14 protein-coding genes are annotated in these 21,293 nt (G+C 63.7%); 12 read left to right on the forward strand and 2 right to left on the reverse strand.

What is annotated here, in order from left to right; translation table 11 throughout:
* Window positions 1-136 precede the first annotated feature (136 nt).
* The gene (locus CAG18_RS10565) at window positions 137-2,356 is read right to left on the reverse strand and encodes a primosomal protein N' (RefSeq protein WP_039612529.1); all 2,220 of its coding nucleotides are present in this window, start codon (window positions 2,354-2,356) and stop codon (window positions 137-139) included.
* 167 nt (window positions 2,357-2,523) lie between these two features.
* On the opposite strand from CAG18_RS10565, the gene rpmE reads away from it, so the two are divergent.
* From rpmE to CAG18_RS10580, 3 genes are all read left to right on the forward strand, one after another.
* Entirely contained in the window at window positions 2,524-2,739 is a 216-nt protein-coding gene (gene rpmE, locus CAG18_RS10570; RefSeq protein WP_003257833.1) for a 50S ribosomal protein L31, read from the forward strand.
* A 2-nt stretch (window positions 2,740-2,741) separates the two neighbouring features.
* Window positions 2,742-3,563 (forward strand): thermonuclease family protein, encoded by an 822-nt coding sequence (locus CAG18_RS10575; protein ID WP_085720865.1) that lies wholly within the window; start codon window positions 2,742-2,744, stop codon window positions 3,561-3,563.
* Window positions 3,564-3,740: 177 nt separating this feature from the next.
* A complete protein-coding gene (locus CAG18_RS10580; RefSeq protein WP_015272142.1) occupies window positions 3,741-5,009 on the forward strand; it encodes a malic enzyme-like NAD(P)-binding protein in 1,269 nt (422 codons plus the stop codon).
* Window positions 5,010-5,195: 186 nt separating this feature from the next.
* Here CAG18_RS10580 and CAG18_RS10585 read toward each other — a convergent pair whose 3' ends face one another.
* Complete coding sequence (locus tag CAG18_RS10585) at window positions 5,196-7,646, reverse strand: penicillin-binding protein 1A (protein WP_371035194.1); 2,451 nt, start codon at window positions 7,644-7,646, stop codon at window positions 5,196-5,198.
* Window positions 7,647-7,853: 207 nt separating this feature from the next.
* On the opposite strand from CAG18_RS10585, the gene pilM reads away from it, so the two are divergent.
* The 9 genes from pilM (at window position 7,854) to CAG18_RS10635 (ending at window position 21,183) form a co-directional block, all read left to right on the forward strand.
* Window positions 7,854-8,735: a type IV pilus biogenesis protein PilM gene (gene pilM, locus CAG18_RS10590; RefSeq protein WP_054572203.1), complete on the forward strand. Its 882-nt coding sequence runs from the start codon at window positions 7,854-7,856 to the stop codon at window positions 8,733-8,735.
* Window positions 8,732-9,268, forward strand: coding sequence for a PilN domain-containing protein (locus tag CAG18_RS10595; RefSeq protein ID WP_085720866.1), 537 nt, complete (start codon window positions 8,732-8,734; stop codon window positions 9,266-9,268). Before pilM ends, CAG18_RS10595 begins: the two co-directional genes overlap by 4 nt.
* Window positions 9,269-9,279: 11 nt before the next feature.
* The gene (locus CAG18_RS10600; protein ID WP_043936291.1) at window positions 9,280-10,281 is read left to right on the forward strand and encodes a pilus assembly protein PilP; all 1,002 of its coding nucleotides are present in this window, start codon (window positions 9,280-9,282) and stop codon (window positions 10,279-10,281) included.
* The gene (locus CAG18_RS10605; protein ID WP_085720867.1) at window positions 10,205-11,473 is read left to right on the forward strand and encodes a type IV pilus secretin PilQ; all 1,269 of its coding nucleotides are present in this window, start codon (window positions 10,205-10,207) and stop codon (window positions 11,471-11,473) included. The genes CAG18_RS10600 and CAG18_RS10605 overlap by 77 nt, the downstream gene beginning before the upstream one ends.
* A 4-nt stretch (window positions 11,474-11,477) precedes the next feature.
* Window positions 11,478-11,996 (forward strand): shikimate kinase AroK, encoded by a 519-nt coding sequence (gene aroK / locus CAG18_RS10610; protein ID WP_015272136.1) that lies wholly within the window; start codon window positions 11,478-11,480, stop codon window positions 11,994-11,996.
* Between the two features lie 96 nt (window positions 11,997-12,092).
* Window positions 12,093-13,190: a 3-dehydroquinate synthase gene (gene aroB / locus CAG18_RS10615; protein WP_015272135.1), complete on the forward strand. Its 1,098-nt coding sequence runs from the start codon at window positions 12,093-12,095 to the stop codon at window positions 13,188-13,190.
* Between the two features lie 15 nt (window positions 13,191-13,205).
* Entirely contained in the window at window positions 13,206-14,840 is a 1,635-nt protein-coding gene (locus CAG18_RS10620) for an SPOR domain-containing protein (protein ID WP_054572202.1), read from the forward strand.
* A gap of 372 nt (window positions 14,841-15,212) precedes the next feature.
* Window positions 15,213-19,658 carry a glutamate synthase large subunit gene (gene gltB, locus CAG18_RS10630; protein ID WP_013974600.1) on the forward strand — a complete coding sequence of 1,482 codons (4,446 nt, stop codon included), beginning with the start codon at window positions 15,213-15,215 and terminating at the stop codon, window positions 19,656-19,658.
* Between the two features lie 106 nt (window positions 19,659-19,764).
* A complete protein-coding gene (locus tag CAG18_RS10635) occupies window positions 19,765-21,183 on the forward strand; it encodes an FAD-dependent oxidoreductase (RefSeq protein WP_015272133.1) in 1,419 nt (472 codons plus the stop codon).
* The last annotated feature ends 110 nt before the right edge of the window (window positions 21,184-21,293 follow it).

Raw genomic sequence — 21,293 nt, forward strand, 5'->3', positions numbered from 1 at the left:
GGGTTGCCAACCTTTGGGGTGCAACCATCAAGGGTTCCATGTTGTGTTCGAGGGCCTCATCGTCGGCAAGCCAGTTCCCACAGAAGAGTGCGCGCAACCTGTGGGAGCTGGCTTGCCGGCGATGAGGCCGGTCGATTCAGTACAGGTCTACCGGGTCGACATCCAGCGACCACCGCACCTGGCGCCCGCTCGGCATCTGCTCCAACACTAGCAACCAGGCGCTGATCAGTCGATGCAAAGGCGCCCGCGTATTGGCCTGTATCAACAGTTGTGCGCGGAAGCGCCCGGCGCGGCGCTCCATCGGTGCTGGCACCGGCCCTAGCAGCTCGATGCCGGGCAGGCGCTGTTCGGCCACCAGGCGCTCGGCGGCGGCGCAGGCCTCGTCGAGGAAACCTTCGGCCTGTCCGGGCTTGTGCGCTTCGGCGCGCAGCAGCGCCAGGTGCGAGTAAGGCGGCAGCCCGGCGGCGCGGCGTTCGTCCAGGGCCTGCTCGGCGAAGGCGAAGTAGCCCTGCTCGGTAAGCTGCACCAGCAGTGGATGGTCGGCCAGGTGGGTCTGGATGATGACCTTGCCGGGCTCTTCGGCCCGCCCGGCCCGCCCGGCGACCTGCACGATCAACTGCGCCATGCGTTCGCTGGCACGGAAGTCGCCGGAGAACAGCCCGCCATCGGCATCGAGGATGGCCACCAGGGTCACCCGCGGAAAGTGATGGCCCTTGGCGAGCATCTGGGTGCCGACAAGGATGCTCGGCTGGCCGCGCTGGATGGTGCTGAACAGGTTGTGCATGGCGTCCTTGCGCGCGGTGCTGTCGCGGTCCACACGCAGGATCGGGTAATCCGGGAACAGCACTTTCAGGCGCTCCTCGGCGCGCTCGGTGCCGGCGCCGACCGGGCGCAGGTCAACGTGGTTGCACTGCGGGCACTGCTGCGGCAGGCGCTCGTCATAGCCACAATGGTGGCAACGCAGCACGCCGGAGCGCTGGTGCACGGTCATGCGCGCATCGCAGCGCGGGCATTCGGACAGCCAGCCACAATCGTGGCACAGCAAGGTCGGGGCGAAACCGCGGCGATTGAGAAATACCAGCACTTGCTGGCCTGCCTCCAGGGTTTGGCGGATGGCCTGCTGCAGTGGGCCGCTGATACCGCTGTCCAGCGGCAGGCTCTTCACATCCAGGCGCAGCATGCGTGGCGGGCGGGCACCGCCGGCGCGCTGGTTCATGCGCAGCAGGCGGTAGCGACCGGTCAGGGCGTTGTGCAGGGTTTCCAGCGATGGCGTGGCGGAACCGAGCAGGATCGGGACGTTTTCCTGGTGGGCGCGCACCAGAGCCAGGTCGCGGGCGTGATAGCGCAGGCCTTCCTGCTGTTTATAGGAGCCGTCGTGCTCCTCGTCGATGATGATCAGGCCAGGGTTCTTCATCGGCGTGAACAGTGCCGAGCGGGTGCCGATGATGATGTCGGCCTCGCCGTCCCGGGCTGCCAGCCAGGCATCCAGGCGTTCGCGGTCGTTCACCGCCGAATGCAGCAGGGCGATGCGGGCGTTGAAGCGCTGCTCGAAGCGGGCCAGGGTCTGCGGGCCGAGGTTGATCTCCGGGATCAGCACCAGGGCCTGCTTGCCGGCTTCCAGTGTTTCGCGGATCAGTTGCAGGTACACCTCGGTCTTGCCGCTGCCGGTGACACCGGCCAGCAGGAAGGCGCCAAAGCCGCCAAAGCCTTCGCGCACGGCGTCGAATGCATCGCGTTGCTCTTCGTTGAGCGGCAGTTCCGGCTGTGCCAGCCAGTGTTCGTGGCGCAGTGCCGGCAGATGGCGGCGGACCTCGATCTGCACCAGGTCCTTGGCCAGCAGCAGGTCCAGGCTGTCCTTGTTCAGATTGAGCTTGGCCAGCAGGCTGTGGGCCACGCCATGCGGGTGCTGGGCCAGGGTCTTGAGGGCATCGCGCTGGCGCGGAGCGCGGGCGATGCGCGGGTCTTCCAGGCGGGCGCCGGGGGCGACGTGCCAGAAGCGCTCCTGGCGCATCTCGGCAGGTTCGCCTTGGCGCAGCAGGGTCGGCAAGGCCCAGCTCAGCGTGTCACCCAGGCTGTGCTGGTAATACTGGGCGGTCCACAAGCACAACTTGAACAGCGACGGCGGGATCGGTGATACCGGGTCGAGCAGGGCGCTGGCCGGCTTGAGCTTGTCGGCGGGCACTTCGCTCTGCTCGCACACCTCCACCAGCACGCCGATCATTTCGCGGCGGCCGAATGGCACGCGAATGCGCATGCCCGGAGTCAAGGCCTGGCGTGCCATGCTTGCCGGCGCCTTGTAGTCGAACAGGCGACGCAGCGGGGAGGGCAGGGCAAGGCGCAGGATGACGTCGGACACGCGGAAAGTCTCGGAGGGCGTTTCAAAGACTGGCGAGCCTAGCAGACGACGGTCGGTGCAAGCGACAACTTGCGTTGGCGTGATGCTCTGGTATTATTCGCCGCCTAATTACGTGCGGTATTCAACAATTGGTGTTGGGTGGCGGCACGCAGCTCGAGGAAGTGACCATGAAAGCAGATATTCATCCGAACTACGAAGTAGTTGCAGTCACCTGCAGCTGCGGCAACAAGTTTGAAACCCGTTCGACCCTGGGCAGCACCCTGGCGATCGACGTTTGCAACCTGTGCCACCCGTTCTACACCGGTAAGCAGAAAGTCCTGGACACCGGTGGTCGCGTACAGAAGTTCGCCGATCGCTTCGGTATGTTCGGTACCAAGAAGTAATCATGCGCATGGCGAACCCCTCGGGTTTCGCATTGCTGCAAAAAAAGGCGCCCCTTGTGGGCGCCTTTTTTATGGGCGTCATCTGGCAATTCCCGGCCCTGGCGTTCTGCCCGCTACCAAGCAGCCCTCAGCAGGTGGCGGTGCGCCAGGTGGTCGATGGCGATACCTTGCGCCTGGTCGATGGCCGCAGCGTGCGATTGATCGGCATCAATGCCCCGGAAATCGGCCGTAACGGGCGCACTAGCGAACCCTATGCCGAGGCCGCCAGGCAGCGTTTGCAGGCTTTGGTCAAAGCCAGCGACTGGCGTGTAGGGCTGGAGCCGGGCGTCGAGTCCAAGGACAAATACGGCCGCACGCTGGCGCATATCTACGGGCGCAATGGCGACAATATCGAAGCACAGCTGCTCAGCGAGGGCTTGGGCTATCGCGTCGCGGTTGCCCCCAATGTGCGCCTCAGCGCTTGCCAGCAGCTTGCCGAGCAGGCTGCGCGCAAGGCTGGCTCCGGGCTGTGGCGTCGTTCGCCGGTGGTGCGTGCCGGGGATGTCCGGCAGTCGGGTTTTGCGGTCATTGCGGGCCGCATCGAAGGCGTGGAGCGCAACCGTGGCGGGGTCTGGCTGAACCTGGACGGTGCGGTGGTGCTGCAGGTTCCCGCTCGTCTGCAGCGCAACTTCCCCGCCAGCTTCTTCGATAACCTCAAGGGACGCCAAGTCGAGGCGCGTGGCTGGGTGCTGGATCGTTCCCGCAAGGGCGGCCTCAAGCCCGGGCAGCGACGTTGGCTGTTGCCGTTGACCGATCCGAGCATGTTGGAGCGCATTTCAGGCTAAAAGATGTAGACATTTCGCTATTGGATTGTACACACTGTTAGGCGTATGCCCCGTGGGTTATAGCGTAAAGTCGTAGGCTAAAGGCCTTGACACAAGTGACCGACCAGTCTTGTGGCTCCCCGGCTCTTTGCGTATCCTCGGCGGTCCGTCAGAACAGTAAATAGCGGAATGCCCACCATGTCAGACCTGAAAACCGCCGCTCTCGAATATCACGCTCAACCTCGTCCGGGGAAACTGAGCGTCGAACTCTCCAAGCCCACAGCCACCGCCCGTGACCTCGCCCTGGCCTACAGCCCAGGTGTTGCTGAGCCCGTGCGTGAAATCGGCCGTGATCCAGAGCTGGCTTACAAATACACCGGCAAAGGCAACCTGGTTGCGGTGATTTCCGATGGCACCGCCATCCTCGGTCTGGGTGACCTCGGCCCACTGGCTTCCAAGCCGGTCATGGAAGGCAAGGGTGTTCTGTTCAAGCGTTTCGCCGGTATCGACGTGTTCGACATCGAAGTGGAGTCGGAAAGCCCGCAGGCGTTCATCGACACCGTTCGCCGCATCTCGATCACCTTCGGTGGCATCAACCTCGAAGACATCAAGGCGCCTGAGTGCTTCGAAATCGAGCGCACCCTGATCGAACAGTGCGACATCCCGGTATTCCACGATGACCAGCACGGTACCGCCATCGTGACCGCTGCCGGCATGATCAACGCCCTGGAAATCGCCGGCAAGAAGCTGGAAAACGCCAAGATCGTCTGCCTGGGTGCCGGCGCTGCCGCCATCTCCTGCATGAAGCTGCTGGTAAGCATGGGTGCCAAGGTCGAAAACATTTACATGATCGACCGCAGCGGCGTGATCCACGCTGGCCGTGACGACCTGAACCAGTACAAGGCGCAGTTCGCCCACGCCACCGACAAGCGTACCCTGGCTGACGCCCTCGACGGTGCCGACGTGTTCGTAGGCCTGTCCGGCCCGAACCTGCTGAGCGCCGAAGGCCTGAAGTCGATGGCTGCCAACCCGATCGTGTTCGCCTGCTCGAACCCGGACCCGGAAATCTCGCCAGAGCTGGCGCATGCCACTCGCAGCGACGTGATCATGGCTACCGGTCGTTCCGACTACCCGAACCAGGTCAACAACGTACTGGGCTTCCCATTCATCTTCCGTGGTGCCCTGGACGTTCGCGCCAAGCGCATCAACGAAGAAATGAAAATCGCCGCCGCCATCGCCCTGAAAGATCTGGCAAAGCTGCCAGTGCCGAAGGAAGTGTGCGACGCCTACGGCGTACAGGCTCTGGAATTTGGTCGTGAGTACATCATTCCGAAGCCGTTGGACGCACGCCTGATCACTGTCGTTTCCGACGCTGTGGCCAAGGCCGCCATCGAATCCGGCGTGGCAACCCTGCCGTATCCGAAGCACTACCCGCTGACCAGCGTGGATGACGTGTTCAAAGGCTGATTGCTGCCTGGCGACACAAAAAAGCCCCGGCTCGTATGAGCCGGGGCTTTTTGTTTGCCGTTGTGAAGGATGTGTCAGGGCTGCTGGGTGTTTGCCATGGCAAATTTGTCGCCTATGAGATCGAGCGCCGCCCGCGCGGCGCTCGATTTACGCGCCCACGCAAAAACCTGAGACAAGCACCTGCCGTCAGAACAGGTCCATCGGCGCCGCTTCATCCGCCGGCAGTGGGCTGCCCGGTGCTGCGCCAGTGCCCAGTTCGTCCACCGACGGCGGCGAGTCCTCGGCCTTGAACAGCTCGAAGTAGGCATTCGGCGTGCTCGGCGAAGCGGCACGGCCGCTGACCGGGTCGACGCGCAGGCTGAGGATGCCTTCCGGTTCTGCCGGCGCATGCGCAGGCTTGTCCTTGAGTGCCGCGCCCATGAAGCTCATCCAGATCGGCAGTGCCGCCGTGCCGCCGTACTCGCGGCGTCCAAGGGTTTCGGGCTGATCGAAGCCGACCCACACGGTGGTCACGTAGTCGGCGTTGTAGCCAGAGAACCAGGCGTCCTTGGACTCGTTGGTGGTACCGGTCTTGCCTGCCAGGTCGGTGCGGCCCAGGGCCAGCGCCCGGCGGCCGGTGCCGCGCTTGATCACGTCCTGCAGCATGCTGGTGAGGATGTAGGTGGTGCGACCGTCGATGATCCGCTCGGCCACGGCCGGCGCCTGCGGTGCAGAAGCCACCTGGCTGAAGGCAGCGGGTGCCTCGCCAGGCATGGCGGTTGTGCTGATCGGCTGTTCGGGCGCGGCCACACCCGCCTGGTCCTCGGCACCTTGCGGTACCCGAGCCGGGTTGGCGGTGAACAGCGTCTCGCCGCTGCGGCTTTCGATGCGATCGATCAGGTACGGGGTGATCTTGTACCCGCCGTTGGCAAAAGTACTCCAGCCTGTGGCGATTTCCATAGGGGTCAGGGTGGCGGTGCCCAGTGCCAGCGACAGGTTGCGTGGCAGGTCCTGCTTGTTGAAGCCGAACTTGGCGATGTAGTCGATGGTGCGGTCCACGCCCATGGCCTGCAGCAGGCGGATCGACACCAGGTTGCGCGACTTGTACAGCGCTTCGCGCATGCGGATCGGACCAAGGAAGGTATTGGTGTCGTTCTTCGGTCGCCAGACTTTGTCCAGGTACTCGTCGACGAACACGATTGGTGCATCGTTGACCAGGCTGGATGCGGTGTAGCCACTGTCCAGTGCGGCGCTGTAGATGAACGGCTTGAAGCTCGAGCCCGGCTGACGCTTGGCCTGCATGGCGCGGTTGTAGTTGCTTTGCTCGAACGAGAAACCGCCGACCAGGGCGCGGATGGCGCCGTTGTAAGGGTCGAGGGTGACCAGCGCACTCTGCGCGCCAGGTACCTGGCTGAACTTGAACTTGCCATCCTCAAGGCGCTGCACGCGCACCAGGTCGCCAACCTGGGCCACATCTGCCGGTGACTGCGGCGCACGGCCCTGGGAGTTGCTGTTGATGAACGGGCGCGCCCATTTCATGGTGTCCCAGGCCACCTGCTCTTCCTGGCCGCTGCGGGTCAGCACCTTGAGGCCGGTTTTTTCGACCTGGGTGACGATGACCGGCTCCAGGCCGCCGAGGCTGCGCTGCTTGCCCAGTTCCTGCAGCCAGGCTGCCTGGGTGCGGCCCGGGAAGCGTGCTTCGGGCCCGCGGTAGCCGTGGCGCTCATCGTAGTCGGAGAGACCGTTGAGGATGGCCTTGTTGGCCATTTCCTGCATGTCGCTGGGCACCGTGGTAGTGACGCGGAAGCCTTCGGTGTAGGCGTCGCTGCCGTAGCGACCGACCATTTCGGCGCGGGCCATTTCGGCGATGTAAGGCGCATTCACTTCAGGCGTGGGCACGTGGTAGCTGGCGTTGAGCGGCTCGGCCAGGGCCGCCTGGTAACTGGCTTCGTCGATCTTGCCCAGCTTGTACATGCGGCCGAGGATCCAGTCGCGGCGCTCTTTGGCGCGTACGGGGTTGGCCAGCGGGTTGAAGCGCGAGGGTGCCTTGGGCAGGCCGGCGATCATCGCCATCTGCGCCAGGCTCACGTCGCGGATCGACTTGCCGTAGTACACCTGCGCGGCGGCATCGATACCGTAGGCGCGGTTGCCCAGGTAGATCTTGTTCACGTACAGCTCGAGGATCTCGTCCTTGGTCAGCTCACGCTCGATCTGCAGGGCCAGCAGGATTTCATTGGTCTTGCGCGAGAAGCTGCGCTCGCTGGTGAGGAAGAAGTTCTTCGCCACCTGCATGGTGATGGTACTGCCGCCGGTCTGGATATGGCCGGTTTTCACCAACTGGGTCGCGGCGCGCATCAGGCTGCTGGGGTCGACACCGTAGTGATTGAGGAAGTTGTCGTCCTCGGCCGACAGAAGCGCCTGGATGAATTGTGGGGGAATTTCCTCGAAGCGGATCGGTGAGCGACGCATTTCGCCGAACTCGGCAATCAGCTTGCCGTCGCTGCTGTACACCCTGAGGGGGATCTGCAACTGGATGCTTCTGAGCGACTCGACCGAGGGCAGGTTGGGGCTAAGATACAGAAACGCACCGCTCACACCGAGTACGAGCGCGCAGATGACTGCGACGGAAGACCACCAGAAGAACTTCAGCAGACGTATCAAGGCTTTTCGGTGTCCAGGTTGGGAGTGGATTGCACGCAGGTCCGGCGGACCAAAAAACGCTGGGCATTATAAGCATTTTTTCGCCTCTCCGGGTTACCGGCCAGGCTGCCCGTCGCCTCGATGGGCAGGCGCGGCCTAGTGCTGACGCGGGGTTGGGGCAGGTAGCCGCGAAAGATGGCGGCGACAGACAACAAGGATGCCACGATGCTAGGACGCTTCGGCAAGGATGCCGGTTCACTCGTGGGGGTGGAAATTGCCCCTGACTCCGTTCGGATTGTGCAACTGCAGCGGCGTAACCGGCGCTGCCGGGTGCTTGCCTCGGTACAAGAGCCGTTCGAATCATTGGCTGGCAGTGATTGGGCGGCAGAGCCTGGCGCCGTGGCGGCTGCCTTGAGGCGCGCCTACAGGCGCAGCGGCCTCAGACAGCGCCGGGTCGCGCTGGCACTGCCGGGTAACCAGGTGATCTGCAAGCTATGCCACCTGCCAGTGGAACAGGGCGGTGCAGAAGTGGAGGCGCAGCTGCTGGCTGACGCCGAACGGCTGTTTCCATTTCCGCTGGAAGACCTGGCCCTGGATTTTCAGGTCCTGGGCGGTTCTCGCGTCCAGCCAGGCTGCGCCGAGGTGATGGTGGCGGCATGTCGGCAGAGCGCACTGGCGCCACTTGAAGGCATCGTCGAGGAGGCAGGGCTGCAACTGGAGGCCGTGGAGGTCGACAGCATTGCCTTGGGGCGCATGCTGCCGCAGGGCCGGCACCAAAGCTCGGCGTTGCTGCGTATCGAGGCGCACAGCACCATTCTTTATGGCTGGCATTCGGGGCAGCCTCAGCAACGGCGTGAGCTGAGCCTGGGGCTGTCGACGATAACCGGGGCGCTGCCAGAGCGCCTGCTGGCCTTGCTCGCCGGTGAGCCTTTGCCGGAATGCCTGTTGATTGCCAGCTGTTCTCCGGTCGAAGCGGGCCAGTTGCAAAGCCTCGGCTCCCAGCTGAACCTTCCGTGCCGCCTAGTGCCTGACCTGGCGCGTCTGGAACACGTCGATGGTGCGATGATTCTGGCTTGCGCCCTGGCTCTCGGAGGATTGCGTCGATGATGCGGCTGAACCTTCTGCCCTGGCGCGAACGGCAGCGGCAAGCCGCGTTGCGGTCTTTCCGCAGGCAACTGGTCGCCGGCGCTCTACTGGCCCTGTGTGGCGTGATGTTGGTCGACCAGCTGGCGCGCCAGCGCGGGGAGCAGCAGGCGCTGGCCAATACCCGGCGCCAGGCAGCCCTTGAGGCGTTGGGCGAGCAGTTGCAGCCGCTGGCCGATGTGCATGCGCAGCATGAGGCGCTGCTGGCACGCGTGGTGGCGCTGGAAGCACTGCGCGCCCATCAGGATGTGCTGGTCGGGGTCTTCGCTGACCTCGAGCGGGCGTTGCCGGTGGGTGTGCAACTGCTCGACCTCAGCCTGGAAGATGGCAATCTGCAGATGACCGGGCTGGCCAAGTCAGGTGCCGTGGTCGCACAGTTCATGCGTGACCTGAGTCGCTCGAGTGCGCTGGTCGGTCTGGAACTCAAACGCGTCAGGAGCCTGCCAGGCGGCGATGAATTCCTGCTGGGGGCGCGCGTTTCGGCGTTCTGGTCGTGAATGTTGCGCAGGTGCTCGGCTGGCTGGCCATGGCCGAGAGCTCCAGCCGCTTCAGGCAGCTGGCGCCAGTGCTGGTGGCCTTGGCGTTGTTCGGCCTGGGCTGCGCCATACGTCTGCCTGCAGCGCTGCAACAGCAGGCGCAGGAGGAGGCTCGGCACGCCGAGTTGAACGAACAGCATTCAGCCGGCGCGGTGCAACTGGCCGAGTTGGAGCAACTCCACGCGTCGGTAACCATCGCCGAGCAACGCTTGCGCGAGGCGCACTGGCACCTGGCGGCCGGTGAGGGCATGAGTGACCTTCTTGAGCGTCTGGCGGCTTCGGGGCACGCGCATGGCTTGCTGATCGAGCGCTTCGACGTTCATGAAGACGAACAGCAGGCCGGTTTCCGCCAGGTGCCGCTGGAGCTACAGGTGGTGGGGCGATACGCGGCATTGCGCCAGTGGCTGGGTGACTGGTTGGGCCAGGCGCGTGTTTTGCGTAGTGGTGACCTGCAACTGGCTCCAGCAGATGGCAAGCCTGGGCTGCTGCGCCTGCAGTTGCGGGTTGATGCCTATCAGGCGCTGGCGCCAGTGCCGCAGCCTGCGATGCTAGCGCGCATGCCAGCCAGGGGCGGGACGGCAGCGCCCGCAGTCGACCCGTTTGCGCCTGGAGCGACGCGATTGTCGGCCAGCGGGTTGGCCGGCGTGCCTTTGGCGCAACTGGAGATGGTCGGCAGCCTGTCACGTGGAGCGGAACACGAAGCACTGCTGATGGCGGCGGGCAGGCTCTATCGCGTACGCCCTGGGGACCGGGTCGGGCGTGACCAGGGGGTGGTGGCGAGAGTTGATCAATCCCAGGTCGAAGTACGCGAACGGCTGTTCATGGCAGGGGGGTGGCATGAACGCACGGCGTTCATCACGCTGGCAAAGCACCTGGGCAAGGAGGCCCCGGACGACGATGAAAAGATTGATGAAATGGATGCTGGCAGCCCTGCTGCCGTTCCCGCTGGCGTCGGCAATGCCTTATCAGGGTGAACCACTGTCGCTGAACTTCCAGGATGTGGAAGTGCGCTCGGTGCTGCAGGTGCTGGCTGACTATGCCGGTGTCAACCTGTTTGCCAGCGATGCCGTGCAGGGTAGCGTCACCTTGCGCCTTGAGGATGTTCCATGGGACCAGGCGCTGGATCTGGTGCTGCGCAGCAAGGGCTTGGCCCGGCGACAGGAGGGCAATGTGCTGTTGGTGGCGCCCGCGGCGGAGTTTGCCGCGCAGTCTGTCGATGCCCATGTGGGCCAGGCGCTGGATGTACAGTTGCAGCCGTTGCGTCGGGAGCTGTTGCCCATTCATCACGCCAAGGCCGCCGAGCTGGCAGAGCTGCTGCTGGCGAGCCTGGCGGATGACGGCATCCTCAACGGTCGGGGCAGCCTGAGTGTCGATGAGCGCACCAATACGCTGGTGGTGTACCAGCCGGCGGACCGCCTTGCCGAACTGAGGCAGCTGGTGGCGCAGCTGGATGTGCCGGTGCGTCAGGTGGCGATCGAGGCACGTATCGTCGAGGCCAACGTCGATTACGAGAAAAGCCTGGGGGTGCGCTGGGGTGGGCCGCTGTATGTCGAGAACCCGCGCCCGGGCAAGGATCTGTTCGTCGATCTCGGGGTGGAGCGGGTGGGCGGTAGCATCGGTCTGGGCTTGTTGCGTGGCGATGTGCTGCTCGACCTGGAACTCAGTGCCATGGAAAAGAGCGGCAACGGCGAAATCATCTCGCAGCCCAAGGTGGTCACGGCCGACAAGGAAACGGCCAGGATCCTCAAAGGCACCGAGGTGCCGTACCAGGAAACCAGCAAGAGCGGCGCCACCTCGGTAGCGTTCCGCGAAGCCTCGTTGTCGCTGGAAGTGACCCCGCAGATCACTCCGGACAACAAGGTGATCATGACCGTCAGGGTGACCAAGGACGAGCCGGATTACGTCAATGCCTTGAACAACGTACCGCCGATCCGCAAGAACGAGGTCAATGCGAAGGTTCGCGTGACGGACGGAGAAACGATCGTGATCGGTGGCGTGTACTCGACTTCGCAAAACAATGTGGTCGACAAGGTGCCATTTTTCGGCGATCTGCCGTATGTTGGGCGGCTGTTTCGACGCGATGCATTACAAGAGAAAAAATCCGAGCTGCTGGTCTTCCTGACTCCGCGTATCATGAGTGACCAGGCGATTGCTGTGAGTCGTTGATTCTGTGCGAAATTTGATACTTGTGGGGCCCATGGGTGCTGGTAAAAGCACCATCGGACGCCTATTGGCCAAAGAGCTGCGCCTGCTGTTCAAGGATTCCGACAAGGAAATCGAACTGCGATGCGGCGCCAACATCCCGTGGATTTTCGACAAGGAAGGCGAGCCGGGTTTCCGTGACCGCGAGCAGGCGATGATCGCCGAGCTGTGCGCACTCGATGGCGTGGTCTTGGCGACCGGCGGTGGTGCGGTAATGCGCGAAGCCAACCGCAAGGCCCTGCACCAGGGTGGCCGGGTGATCTATCTGCATGCTTCGGTCGAACAGCAGGTTGGTCGCACCGCGCGTGATCGCAATCGCCCCCTGTTGCGCACCGCCAATCCCGAGGCGACCTTGCGCGCCCTGCTGGAAGCCCGCGACCCGCTCTACCGCGAGATCGCCGACCTGGTGGTAGAAACCGACGAGCGGCCGCCACGCATGGTGGTGATCGATATTCTCGAGCGCTTGCAGCAGTTGCCGCCCCGTTAGCCCGGGACTATTCTCGGCCACCAGCGCCGAGGCGAGGTTCAACGTAACCGCGTAGGTGCCCGAGCGGCGCCGCGCCCAAGTACATTGTGGGGATACATGCAGACACTAAAGGTCGACCTGGGCGAGCGTAGCTACCCGATCTACATTGGCGAAGGCCTGCTGGACCAGCCTGAGCTGCTGGCACCGCACATTGCCGGGCGGCAGGTTGCCATTGTTTCCAACGAGACCGTCGCGCCCCTGTATCTCGAACGCCTGAGCAAGACCCTGGGGGCCTATTCGGTGCTGCCGGTGGTATTGCCCGATGGCGAAGCCCACAAGAACTGGGAAACCCTGCAGCTGATCTTCGATGGCCTGCTGACTGCACGGCACGACCGCCGCACCACCGTGGTTGCCCTGGGCGGCGGCGTGATCGGTGACATGGCCGGCTTCGCTGCCGCCTGCTACCAGCGCGGCGTCGACTTCATCCAGGTGCCGACCACTTTGCTGTCCCAGGTCGACTCCTCGGTCGGCGGCAAGACCGGTATCAACCACCCGCTCGGCAAGAACATGGTCGGTGCCTTCTACCAGCCCAATGCGGTGCTGATAGACACCACCAGCCTCAAGACCCTGCCGGCACGCGAGCTGTCAGCAGGCCTGGCCGAAGTGATCAAGTACGGCCTGATCTGCGACAAACCGTTCCTCGCCTGGCTCGAGGACAATATGCAGGCACTGCGTGCCCTCGACCCGGTGGCGCTGACCGAAGCCATCCGCCGCTCCTGCGCGGCCAAGGCCGCGGTGGTGGGTGCCGACGAGCGCGAGTCTGGCGTGCGCGCCACGCTGAACCTGGGGCATACCTTCGGGCATGCCATCGAGACCCACATGGGTTACGGCGTGTGGCTCCACGGCGAAGCCGTGGCGGCGGGCACGGTGATGGCCCTGGAGATGTCCATGCGCCTTGGCTGGATCGACCAGGCCGAGCGCGATCGCGGAATCCGCCTGTTGCAGGACGCAGGTTTGCCGGTGGTGCCACCACAGGAAATGACCCCGGCGCATTTCATGGAGCACATGGCGGTCGACAAGAAAGTGCTCGACGGCCGCCTGCGTCTGGTGCTGCTGCGCCAGATGGGCGAGGCCGTGGTGACCGACGACTATCCGAAAGAGATTCTACAGGCCACGTTGTCGGCGGATTACCGCGCGATCGTGGCCCAGCTTTGAGGTTGTGACAGCGCAATGACCAGTTTGCATGCCGATGAGGCCTTTCTCGACCATTACCAGTTGAGCCATGATCCGTTCGCGCCCCGCGTGCCCGGCTTCAAGTTCTTCCCGGCCCAGCGCAAGCCCGTGCTCGGCCAGCTGCATCACCTGGCGCGCTACAGCCAGCTGATGCTGGTTGTCACCGGCCCGCTGGGCAGTGGCAAGACCCTGCTGCGCCAGGCCCTGGTGGCCAGTACCAACAAGCAGGCGGTGCAGAGCGTGGTGGTGTCCGCCCGTGGCGCCAGCGATGCCGCCAGCGTACTCGGCCAGGTTGCACAGAACCTGGATGTGGCCGAGGCCGAAATGCAGGCGATCCTGGCCAAGGTGGTGCAACTGGCACTGACCGGCCAGGAAGTGTATTTGCTGGTGGACGATGCGGAACAACTCGACGAGTCGGCACTCCAAGCGTTGCTGGAATTGGCGGCGGGTGTACCGGAAGGGCGCCCGCACGTGTTCCTGTTCGGTGAGCCGTCGCTGATTGCCGGGCTGGACGAGATCAATATCGAGGAAGAACGCTTCCACATCATCGAACTCGCCCCCTACAGTGAAGAAGAAACCCGCGAGTACCTGGAGCAGCGCCTGGAAGGTGCTGGCCGGGGCATCGAGGTGTTCAGCCGTGAACAGATCGTCGATATCCATGAAAACTCCGACGGCTGGCCTGGCAACATCAACCAGGTCGCCCGTGACACTTTGATCGAAGCCATGATCGCCAGCCGCTCGACGGCCAAGCGACCATCCATGGGGTTCAAGATGCCTAAAAAACATGTGCTCGCGCTGTCCGCTGTGGTTGTGGTCGCCGTTGCGGCCGCGGTGTTGATGCCGAAGAAAGGTGACAAGGCACCTGCCGAAGCGCCGGCCGCCCAGGCCCAGCTGCCGCTTGGCGAGGGCCAGGCCAATGGTGGCAATCCCGCCATCGAGTTCTCGGGTTCGTCCCAGCCGATGCCGCTGCCGCTGGTTGGCCAGTCGCAGCCGGTGATGCGCGAGCCACTGGCCCAGGCCGCGGGCATGGGCGAGGGTGAAGAGGGCAGCCCGGCCGGTGATACCGCCCTGCAGCCAGGCAACCCGCCGCCAACCGTGACCACCATCGCGCCGCCGCAAGGTGTGCCAGCGGGCCCGGCACCGGCACCTGCCCAGCCAGTAGCCGCGGCGCCAGCCCAGCCAGTACAGACGCCACCGCAGCCGGTTGCGCCTGCGCCAAAACCTGTCGCAACCCAACCTGCCAAGCCGGTTGCGCCTGCCAAGCCTGCACCAGCACCAACCCAGGTCGCCGTGGCCAAGCCGGCCGCCAAGCCTGTCGAGAAGCCGGCAGCCGGTGGCAGCGGCAACAGCGGTTGGTACGCCGGGCAGAAACCGGGCAATTATGTGGTGCAGATCCTGGGTACCAGCTCCGAGGCTTCGGCTCAGGCGTTCGTGAAGGCTCAAGGTGGCGACTATCGCTACTTCAAGAAAAACCTGCAGGGCAAGCCGCTGTACGTAGTCACTTACGGCAACTTCGCCAACCGCGACGCAGCGGTTGCGGCAATCAAGAACTTGCCAGCGAAGGTCCAGGCTGGTAAACCTTGGCCACGTACCGTCGCCAGCGTCCAACAAGAGCTGGCCTCGGCCCGCTGATACCTTCCGGGCGGCACCACCCCGCCGCCCAGTTGCTGAGCGATTACTGACTTTCGACTAGCCTGCTGCGTTGTCACGCGGCAGGCTTTTCTGTCCCAGGCTGCCGGCCACAAGCCTTACTTGCAGTCATGGCTGAAACGCTTCAGACTCGAGCCAAGCCGCTATCACGGCGCATGGCGCAAAAACATTCAAAATTGCGACATAAATTTTCAATGGTGAGACATGAAAATTTGTGGGCATCGCTGTCGCTGTGCAACAATGGTTTTCCATGGCCACCGCAAAAAAGCTGGCGTTTGATCGGCGTGGATGGTAAGTGGTTGTTAAAAAAGAGATTTACCTCCGTTGAGAGGTGAACCTGGTGAGAATGTGTCTATGAAAACAGGTCTGTACCATCCCGAAGAATTCAAGGACAACTGTGGTTTTGGCCTGATCGCCCATATGACGGGCGAACCGAGCCACCACCTTCTGCAAACCGCCATGCAGGCACTGACCTGCATGACCCACCGCGGCGGTATCAACGCCGACGGCAAGACCGGTGACGGTTGCGGTCTGCTCATGCAGAAGCCCGATCAATTCCTGCGTGCCGTGGCCCAGGAGCACTTCGCCGTCGAGCTGCCCAAGCAGTACGCCGTCGGCATGGTGTTCTTCAACCAGGACCCGGTCAAAGCAGAAGCCGCCCGCGCCAACATGGACCGCGAAATCCTCGCTGCTGGCCTGAAACTGGTCGGCTGGCGCAAGGTGCCGATCGATACCAGCGTGCTCGGCCGCCTGGCCCTTGAGCGCCTGCCACAGATCGAGCAGGTGTTCATCGGCGGTGAAGGCCTGAGCGACCAGGAATTCGCCATCAAGCTGTTCAGTGCCCGTCGCCGTTCGTCCGTGGCCAACGCCCACGACGCCGACCACTACATCTGCAGCTTCTCGCACAAGACCATCATCTACAAAGGCCTGATGATGCCGCGCGATCTCGCGGCCTTCTACCCGGACCTGGGTGACGAGCGCCTGCAAACCGCGATCTGCGTGTTCCACCAGCGCTTCTCCACCAACACCCTGCCGAAATGGCCACTGGCGCAGCCGTTCCGCTTCCTCGCCCACAACGGCGAGATCAACACCATCACCGGCAACCGCAACTGGGCCATGGCCCGTCGCACCAAATTCGCCAACGACCTGATCCCCGACCTCGAAGAGCTCGGCCCGCTGGTCAACCGCGTCGGCTCCGACTCCTCTAGCATGGACAACATGCTGGAGCTGATGGTCACTGGCGGCATCGACCTGTTCCGTGGCGTGCGCATGCTGGTACCGCCAGCTTGGCAAAACGTCGAGACCATGGACGCCGACCTGCGTGCCTTCTACGAATACAACTCCATGCACATGGAGCCGTGGGATGGCCCGGCCGGTATCGTCATGACCGAAGGCCGCCATGCGGTGTGCCTGCTCGACCGTAACGGCCTGCGCCCGGCGCGCTGGGTGACCACCAAGAACGGCTACATCACCCTGGCGTCGGAAATCGGCGTATGGGACTACAAGCCCGAGGACGTCATCGCCAAGGGCCGCGTTGGCCCAGGCCAGATCTTCGCCGTGGACACCGAAACCGGCCAGATCCTCGACACCGACGCCATCGACAACCGCCTGAAGTCGCGCCACCCGTACAAGCGCTGGCTGCGTCAGCACGCCACGCGCATCCAGGCGACGCTGACCGATGACCAGGGCGTGGCCAGCTACGACGCCGACCAGCTCAAGCAGTACATGAAGATGTTCCAGGTCACCTTCGAAGAGCGTGACCAGGTGCTGCGCCCGCTCGGCGAGCAGGGCCAGGAAGCGGTCGGCTCGATGGGTGACGACACGCCGATGGCCGTTCTGTCGCAGCGCGTACGTTCGCCGTACGACTTCTTCCGCCAGCAGTTTGCCCAGGTGACCAACCCGCCGATCGACCCGCTGCGCGAAGCGATCGTCATGTCCCTGGAAATCTGCCTGGGCGCCGAACGCAACATCTTCCAGGAATCCCCCGAGCACGCTTCGCGGGTAATCCTAAGCTCGCCGGTCATCTCGCCCGCCAAGTGGCGTTCGCTGATGAATCTGGAGCGCGAAGGTTTCGACCGCCAGCTGATCGACCTCAACTATGAAGAGAGCGTCGGCCTGGAAGCGGCCATCCGCAACATCGCCGACCAGGCTGAAGAAGCCGTGCGCGCTGGCAAGACCCAGCTGGTGCTGAGCGACCGCTACATTGCCCCTGGCAAACTGCCGGTGCACGCCTCGCTGGCCGTGGGTGCGGTACACCACCGCCTGACCGAACAGGGCCTGCGTTGCGACAGCAACATCCTGGTGGAAACCGCCACCGCCCGCGACCCGCACCACTTCGCCGTGCTGCTGGGCTTCGGTGCCTCGGCCGTTTACCCGTACCTGGCCTATGAAGTGCTGGCTGACCTGATTCGTACCGGCGAAGTGCTGGGCGACCTGGACGAAGTCTTCAAGTACTACCGCAAGGGCATCTCCAAGGGCCTGCTGAAGATCCTGTCGAAGATGGGTATCTCCACCATTGCCTCGTACCGTGGTGCGCAGTTGTTCGAAGCCATCGGCCTGTCCGAGGAAGTGGTCGGCCTGAGCTTCAAGGGCGTTTCCAGCCGCATCAAGGGTGCGCGTTTCGCAGACCTGGAAAGCGACCAGAAGCTGCTGGCAGCCGAAGCCTGGAGCGCGCGCAAGCCGATCCAGCAAGGCGGCCTGTTGAAGTTCGTTCACGGTGGCGAGTACCACGCCTACAACCCGGATGTGGTCAACACCCTGCAGGCTGCCGTGCAGCAGGGCGACTATGCCAAGTTCAAGGAATACACCACGCTGGTCGACCAGCGCCCGGTGTCGATGATCCGCGACCTGCTGAAGGTGAAAGTGGCTGACCAGCCGCTGCCGCTGGAGCAGATCGAGCCGCTGGAGGCGATCCTCAAACGCTTCGACTCCGCCGGTATTTCGCTGGGTGCACTGTCGCCGGAGGCTCACGAAGCGCTGGCCGAGGCGATGAACCGCCTGGGCGCGCGTTCCAACTCTGGCGAGGGCGGTGAAGACCCTGCGCGCTACGGCACCATCAAGAGCTCGAAGATCAAACAGGTGGCCACCGGCCGCTTTGGCGTGACCCCGGAGTACCTGGTCAACGCCGAAGTGCTGCAGATCAAGGTTGCCCAGGGCGCCAAGCCCGGTGAAGGCGGCCAGCTGCCAGGCGGTAAGGTCAACGGCCTGATCGCCAAGCTGCGTTACGCGGTACCGGGCGTAACCCTGATCTCGCCACCGCCGCACCACGACATCTACTCGATCGAAGACCTGGCCCAGCTGATCTACGACCTCAAGCAGGTCAACCCGCAGGCCCTGGTTTCGGTCAAGCTGGTGGCAGAAGCCGGCGTCGGCACCATCGCCGCCGGTGTGGCCAAGGCCTATGCCGACCTGATCACCATCTCCGGCTACGACGGTGGTACCGGTGCTTCGCCGCTGACCTCGATCAAGTACGCCGGCGCCCCATGGGAGCTGGGCCTGGCCGAGACCCACCAGACCCTGCGCGGCAACGACCTGCGCGGCAAGGTACGGGTACAGACCGACGGCGGCCTGAAGACTGGCCTGGACGTGATCAAGGCAGCCATCCTCGGCGCCGAAAGCTTCGGCTTCGGTACCGCGCCGATGATCGCCCTGGGCTGCAAGTACCTGCGCATCTGCCACCTGAACAACTGCGCTACCGGCGTGGCCACCCAGAACGATAAGCTGCGCAAGGACCATTACATCGGCACCGTCGACATGGTGATCAACTTCTTCACCTTCGTCGCCGAAGAAACCCGTGAGTGGCTGGCCAAGCTGGGCGTACGCAGCCTCGGCGAGCTGATCGGCCGTACCGACCTGCTCGACGTGCTGCCAGGCGACACCGAGCGCCAGCAGTACCTGGACCTGACGCCGCTGCTGGGCAGCTCGCACATCCCGGCTGACAAGCCGCAGTTCTGCGAAGTCGACAAGAACCCACCATTCGACCAGGGCGAGCTGGCCGAGAAGATGGTGGAAATGGCCATGCCGGCCATCCGCGACCAGGCCGGTGGCGAGTTCAGCCTCGACATCTGCAACTGCGACCGCTCGATCGGTGCGCGGGTCTCGGGTGAAATCGCCCGCCTGCACGGCAACCAGGGCATGGCCGCGGCACCGATCACCTTCCGCTTCAAGGGCACTGCGGGCCAGAGCTTCGGCGTGTGGAACGCTGGTGGCCTGAACCTGCACCTGGAAGGCGATGCCAACGACTACGTCGGCAAGGGCATGACCGGTGGCAAGGTCACCATCGTGCCGCCAGCCGGCAGCCCGTTCGAAACCCAGCACAGCGCCATCGTCGGCAACACCTGCCTGTACGGCGCCACTGGCGGCAAGCTGTTCGCCGCCGGTACTGCTGGCGAGCGCTTCGCTGTACGTAACTCCGGCGCCCACGCTGTTGTCGAGGGCACTGGCGATCACTGCTGTGAGTACATGACCGGCGGCTTTGTCTGTGTGCTGGGCAAGACCGGTTACAACTTCGGTTCTGGCATGACTGGCGGCTTCGCCTACGTGCTCGACATGGACAATACCTTCGTTGACAAGCTCAACCATGAGCTGGTGGAAATCCAGCGTATCAGTGGTGAAGCGATGGAGGCCTACCGCAGCCACCTGGCGCGGGTCCTTGCCGAGTACGTGGAAGAGACCGGCAGCGAGTGGGGGCGTGAGCTCTCGGAGAACCTGGACGACTACGTGCGGCGCTTCTGGCTGGTCAAGCCGAAGGCAGCCAACCTGAAGCAACTGCTGTCCAGCACCCGTGCCAACCCGCAGTAACAACAGCTGCAAGTGACGGCCCCGTGCGCGGGGCCCGTCGTGCTCAAGTGATCGTCTTGCAGCTTGCAGCCTGAGGCTGGCAACTGCGGTAAAGAGGTTTTGAAAAATGGCTGAACGTCTGAACAACGACTTCCAGTTCATCGAAGTGGGCCGCAAGGACCCGAAGAAAAAGCTGCTGCGCCAGCGCAAGAAGGAGTTCGTGGAAATCTACGAGCCGTTCAAGCCGCAGCAGTCCGTGGAGCAGGCGCACCGCTGCCTGGGCTGCGGTAACCCGTATTGCGAATGGAAGTGCCCGGTACACAACTTCATCCCCAACTGGCTGAAGCTGGTTTCCGAAGGCAACATCCTGGCTGCGGCGGAACTGTCGCATCAGACCAATACCCTGCCGGAAGTGTGCGGCCGCGTATGCCCGCAGGACCGCCTGTGCGAGGGTGCCTGCACCCTGAACGACGGCTTCGGTGCGGTGACCATCGGCTCGGTGGAGAAGTACATCACCGACACCGCCTTCGCCATGGGCTGGCGCCCGGACATGTCCAAGGTCAAGCCAACCGGCAAGCGCGTTGCCATCATCGGTGCCGGCCCGGCCGGCCTGGGCTGTGCCGACGTATTGGTACGTGCCGGCGTGACCCCGGTAGTGTTCGACCGCAACCCGGAAATCGGCGGCCTGCTGACCTTCGGTATTCCCGAGTTCAAACTGGAAAAGACCGTGCTCAGCAACCGCCGTGAAGTGTTCACCGGCATGGGCATCGAGTTCCGCCTGAACACCGAGGTGGGCAAGGACGTGACCATGGAGCAGCTGCTCGCCGAGTACGACGCGGTGTTCATGGGCATGGGTACCTACACCTACATGAAGGGCGGCTTCCCGGGCGAGGACTTGCCGGGCGTGCATGACGCGCTGGACTTCCTGATCGCCAACGTCAACCGCAACCTGGGCTTCGAGAAGTCGCCGGAAGACTTCGTCGACATGCAGGGCAAGAAGGTGGTGGTATTGGGCGGTGGTGACACCGCGATGGATTGCAACCGCACCTCGATCCGCCATGGCGCCAAGTCGGTGACCTGCGCCTATCGCCGTGACGAGGCCAACATGCCGGGTTCGCGTCGTGAGGTGAAGAACGCCAAGGAAGAGGGCGTGAAGTTCCTCTACAACCGCCAGCCTATCGCCATTGTCGGCGAGGACAAGGTCGAAGGCGTGAAGGTGGTCGAGACCCGTCTCGGCGAGCCGGATGCCCGTGGCCGCCGCAGCCCGGAGCCGATCCCGGGGTCTGAAGAGATTCTGCCGGCCGATGCCGTGGTCATCGCCTTCGGCTTCCGCCCAAGCCCGGCGCCTTGGTTTGAGCAGCATGGCATCCAACTGGACAGCCAGGGCCGCGTGGTTGCGCCGGAGAAAGGCAAGTTCAAGCACCAGACCAGCAACCCGAAAGTGTTTGCCGGCGGCGACATGGTGCGTGGGTCGGACCTGGTGGTGACGGCTATCTTCGAAGGGCGTACTGCTGCTGAAGGCATTCTGGACTACCTGGAAGTCTGATTGATTGTCGGGGCTGCAAAGCAGCCCCAAAGGCATTTTTGTATACAAAAATCCTTGATCCATGGCATCCAATAGACAAAACGCATGGCCTTGACCGTGCCTTTTGCGCT

Source organism: Pseudomonas sp. B22(2017), assembly GCF_002113105.1.
GTDB classification, from domain to species: Bacteria; Pseudomonadota; Gammaproteobacteria; order Pseudomonadales; family Pseudomonadaceae; genus Aquipseudomonas; species Aquipseudomonas asiatica.

Coding starts and splice junctions, on each gene's coding strand:
- CAG18_RS10620 (WP_054572202.1), top strand. CDS start 13,206: ATGACCAGTTTGCATGCCGATGAGGCCTTTCTCGACCATTACCAGTTG.
- pilM (WP_054572203.1), top strand. CDS start 7,854: ATGCTAGGACGCTTCGGCAAGGATGCCGGTTCACTCGTGGGGGTGGAA.
- CAG18_RS10635 (WP_015272133.1), top strand. CDS start 19,765: ATGGCTGAACGTCTGAACAACGACTTCCAGTTCATCGAAGTGGGCCGC.
- aroB (WP_015272135.1), top strand. CDS start 12,093: ATGCAGACACTAAAGGTCGACCTGGGCGAGCGTAGCTACCCGATCTAC.
- rpmE (WP_003257833.1), top strand. CDS start 2,524: ATGAAAGCAGATATTCATCCGAACTACGAAGTAGTTGCAGTCACCTGC.
- CAG18_RS10595 (WP_085720866.1), top strand. CDS start 8,732: ATGATGCGGCTGAACCTTCTGCCCTGGCGCGAACGGCAGCGGCAAGCC.
- CAG18_RS10605 (WP_085720867.1), top strand. CDS start 10,205: ATGAAAAGATTGATGAAATGGATGCTGGCAGCCCTGCTGCCGTTCCCG.
- CAG18_RS10580 (WP_015272142.1), top strand. CDS start 3,741: ATGTCAGACCTGAAAACCGCCGCTCTCGAATATCACGCTCAACCTCGT.
- CAG18_RS10575 (WP_085720865.1), top strand. CDS start 2,742: ATGCGCATGGCGAACCCCTCGGGTTTCGCATTGCTGCAAAAAAAGGCG.
- gltB (WP_013974600.1), top strand. CDS start 15,213: ATGAAAACAGGTCTGTACCATCCCGAAGAATTCAAGGACAACTGTGGT.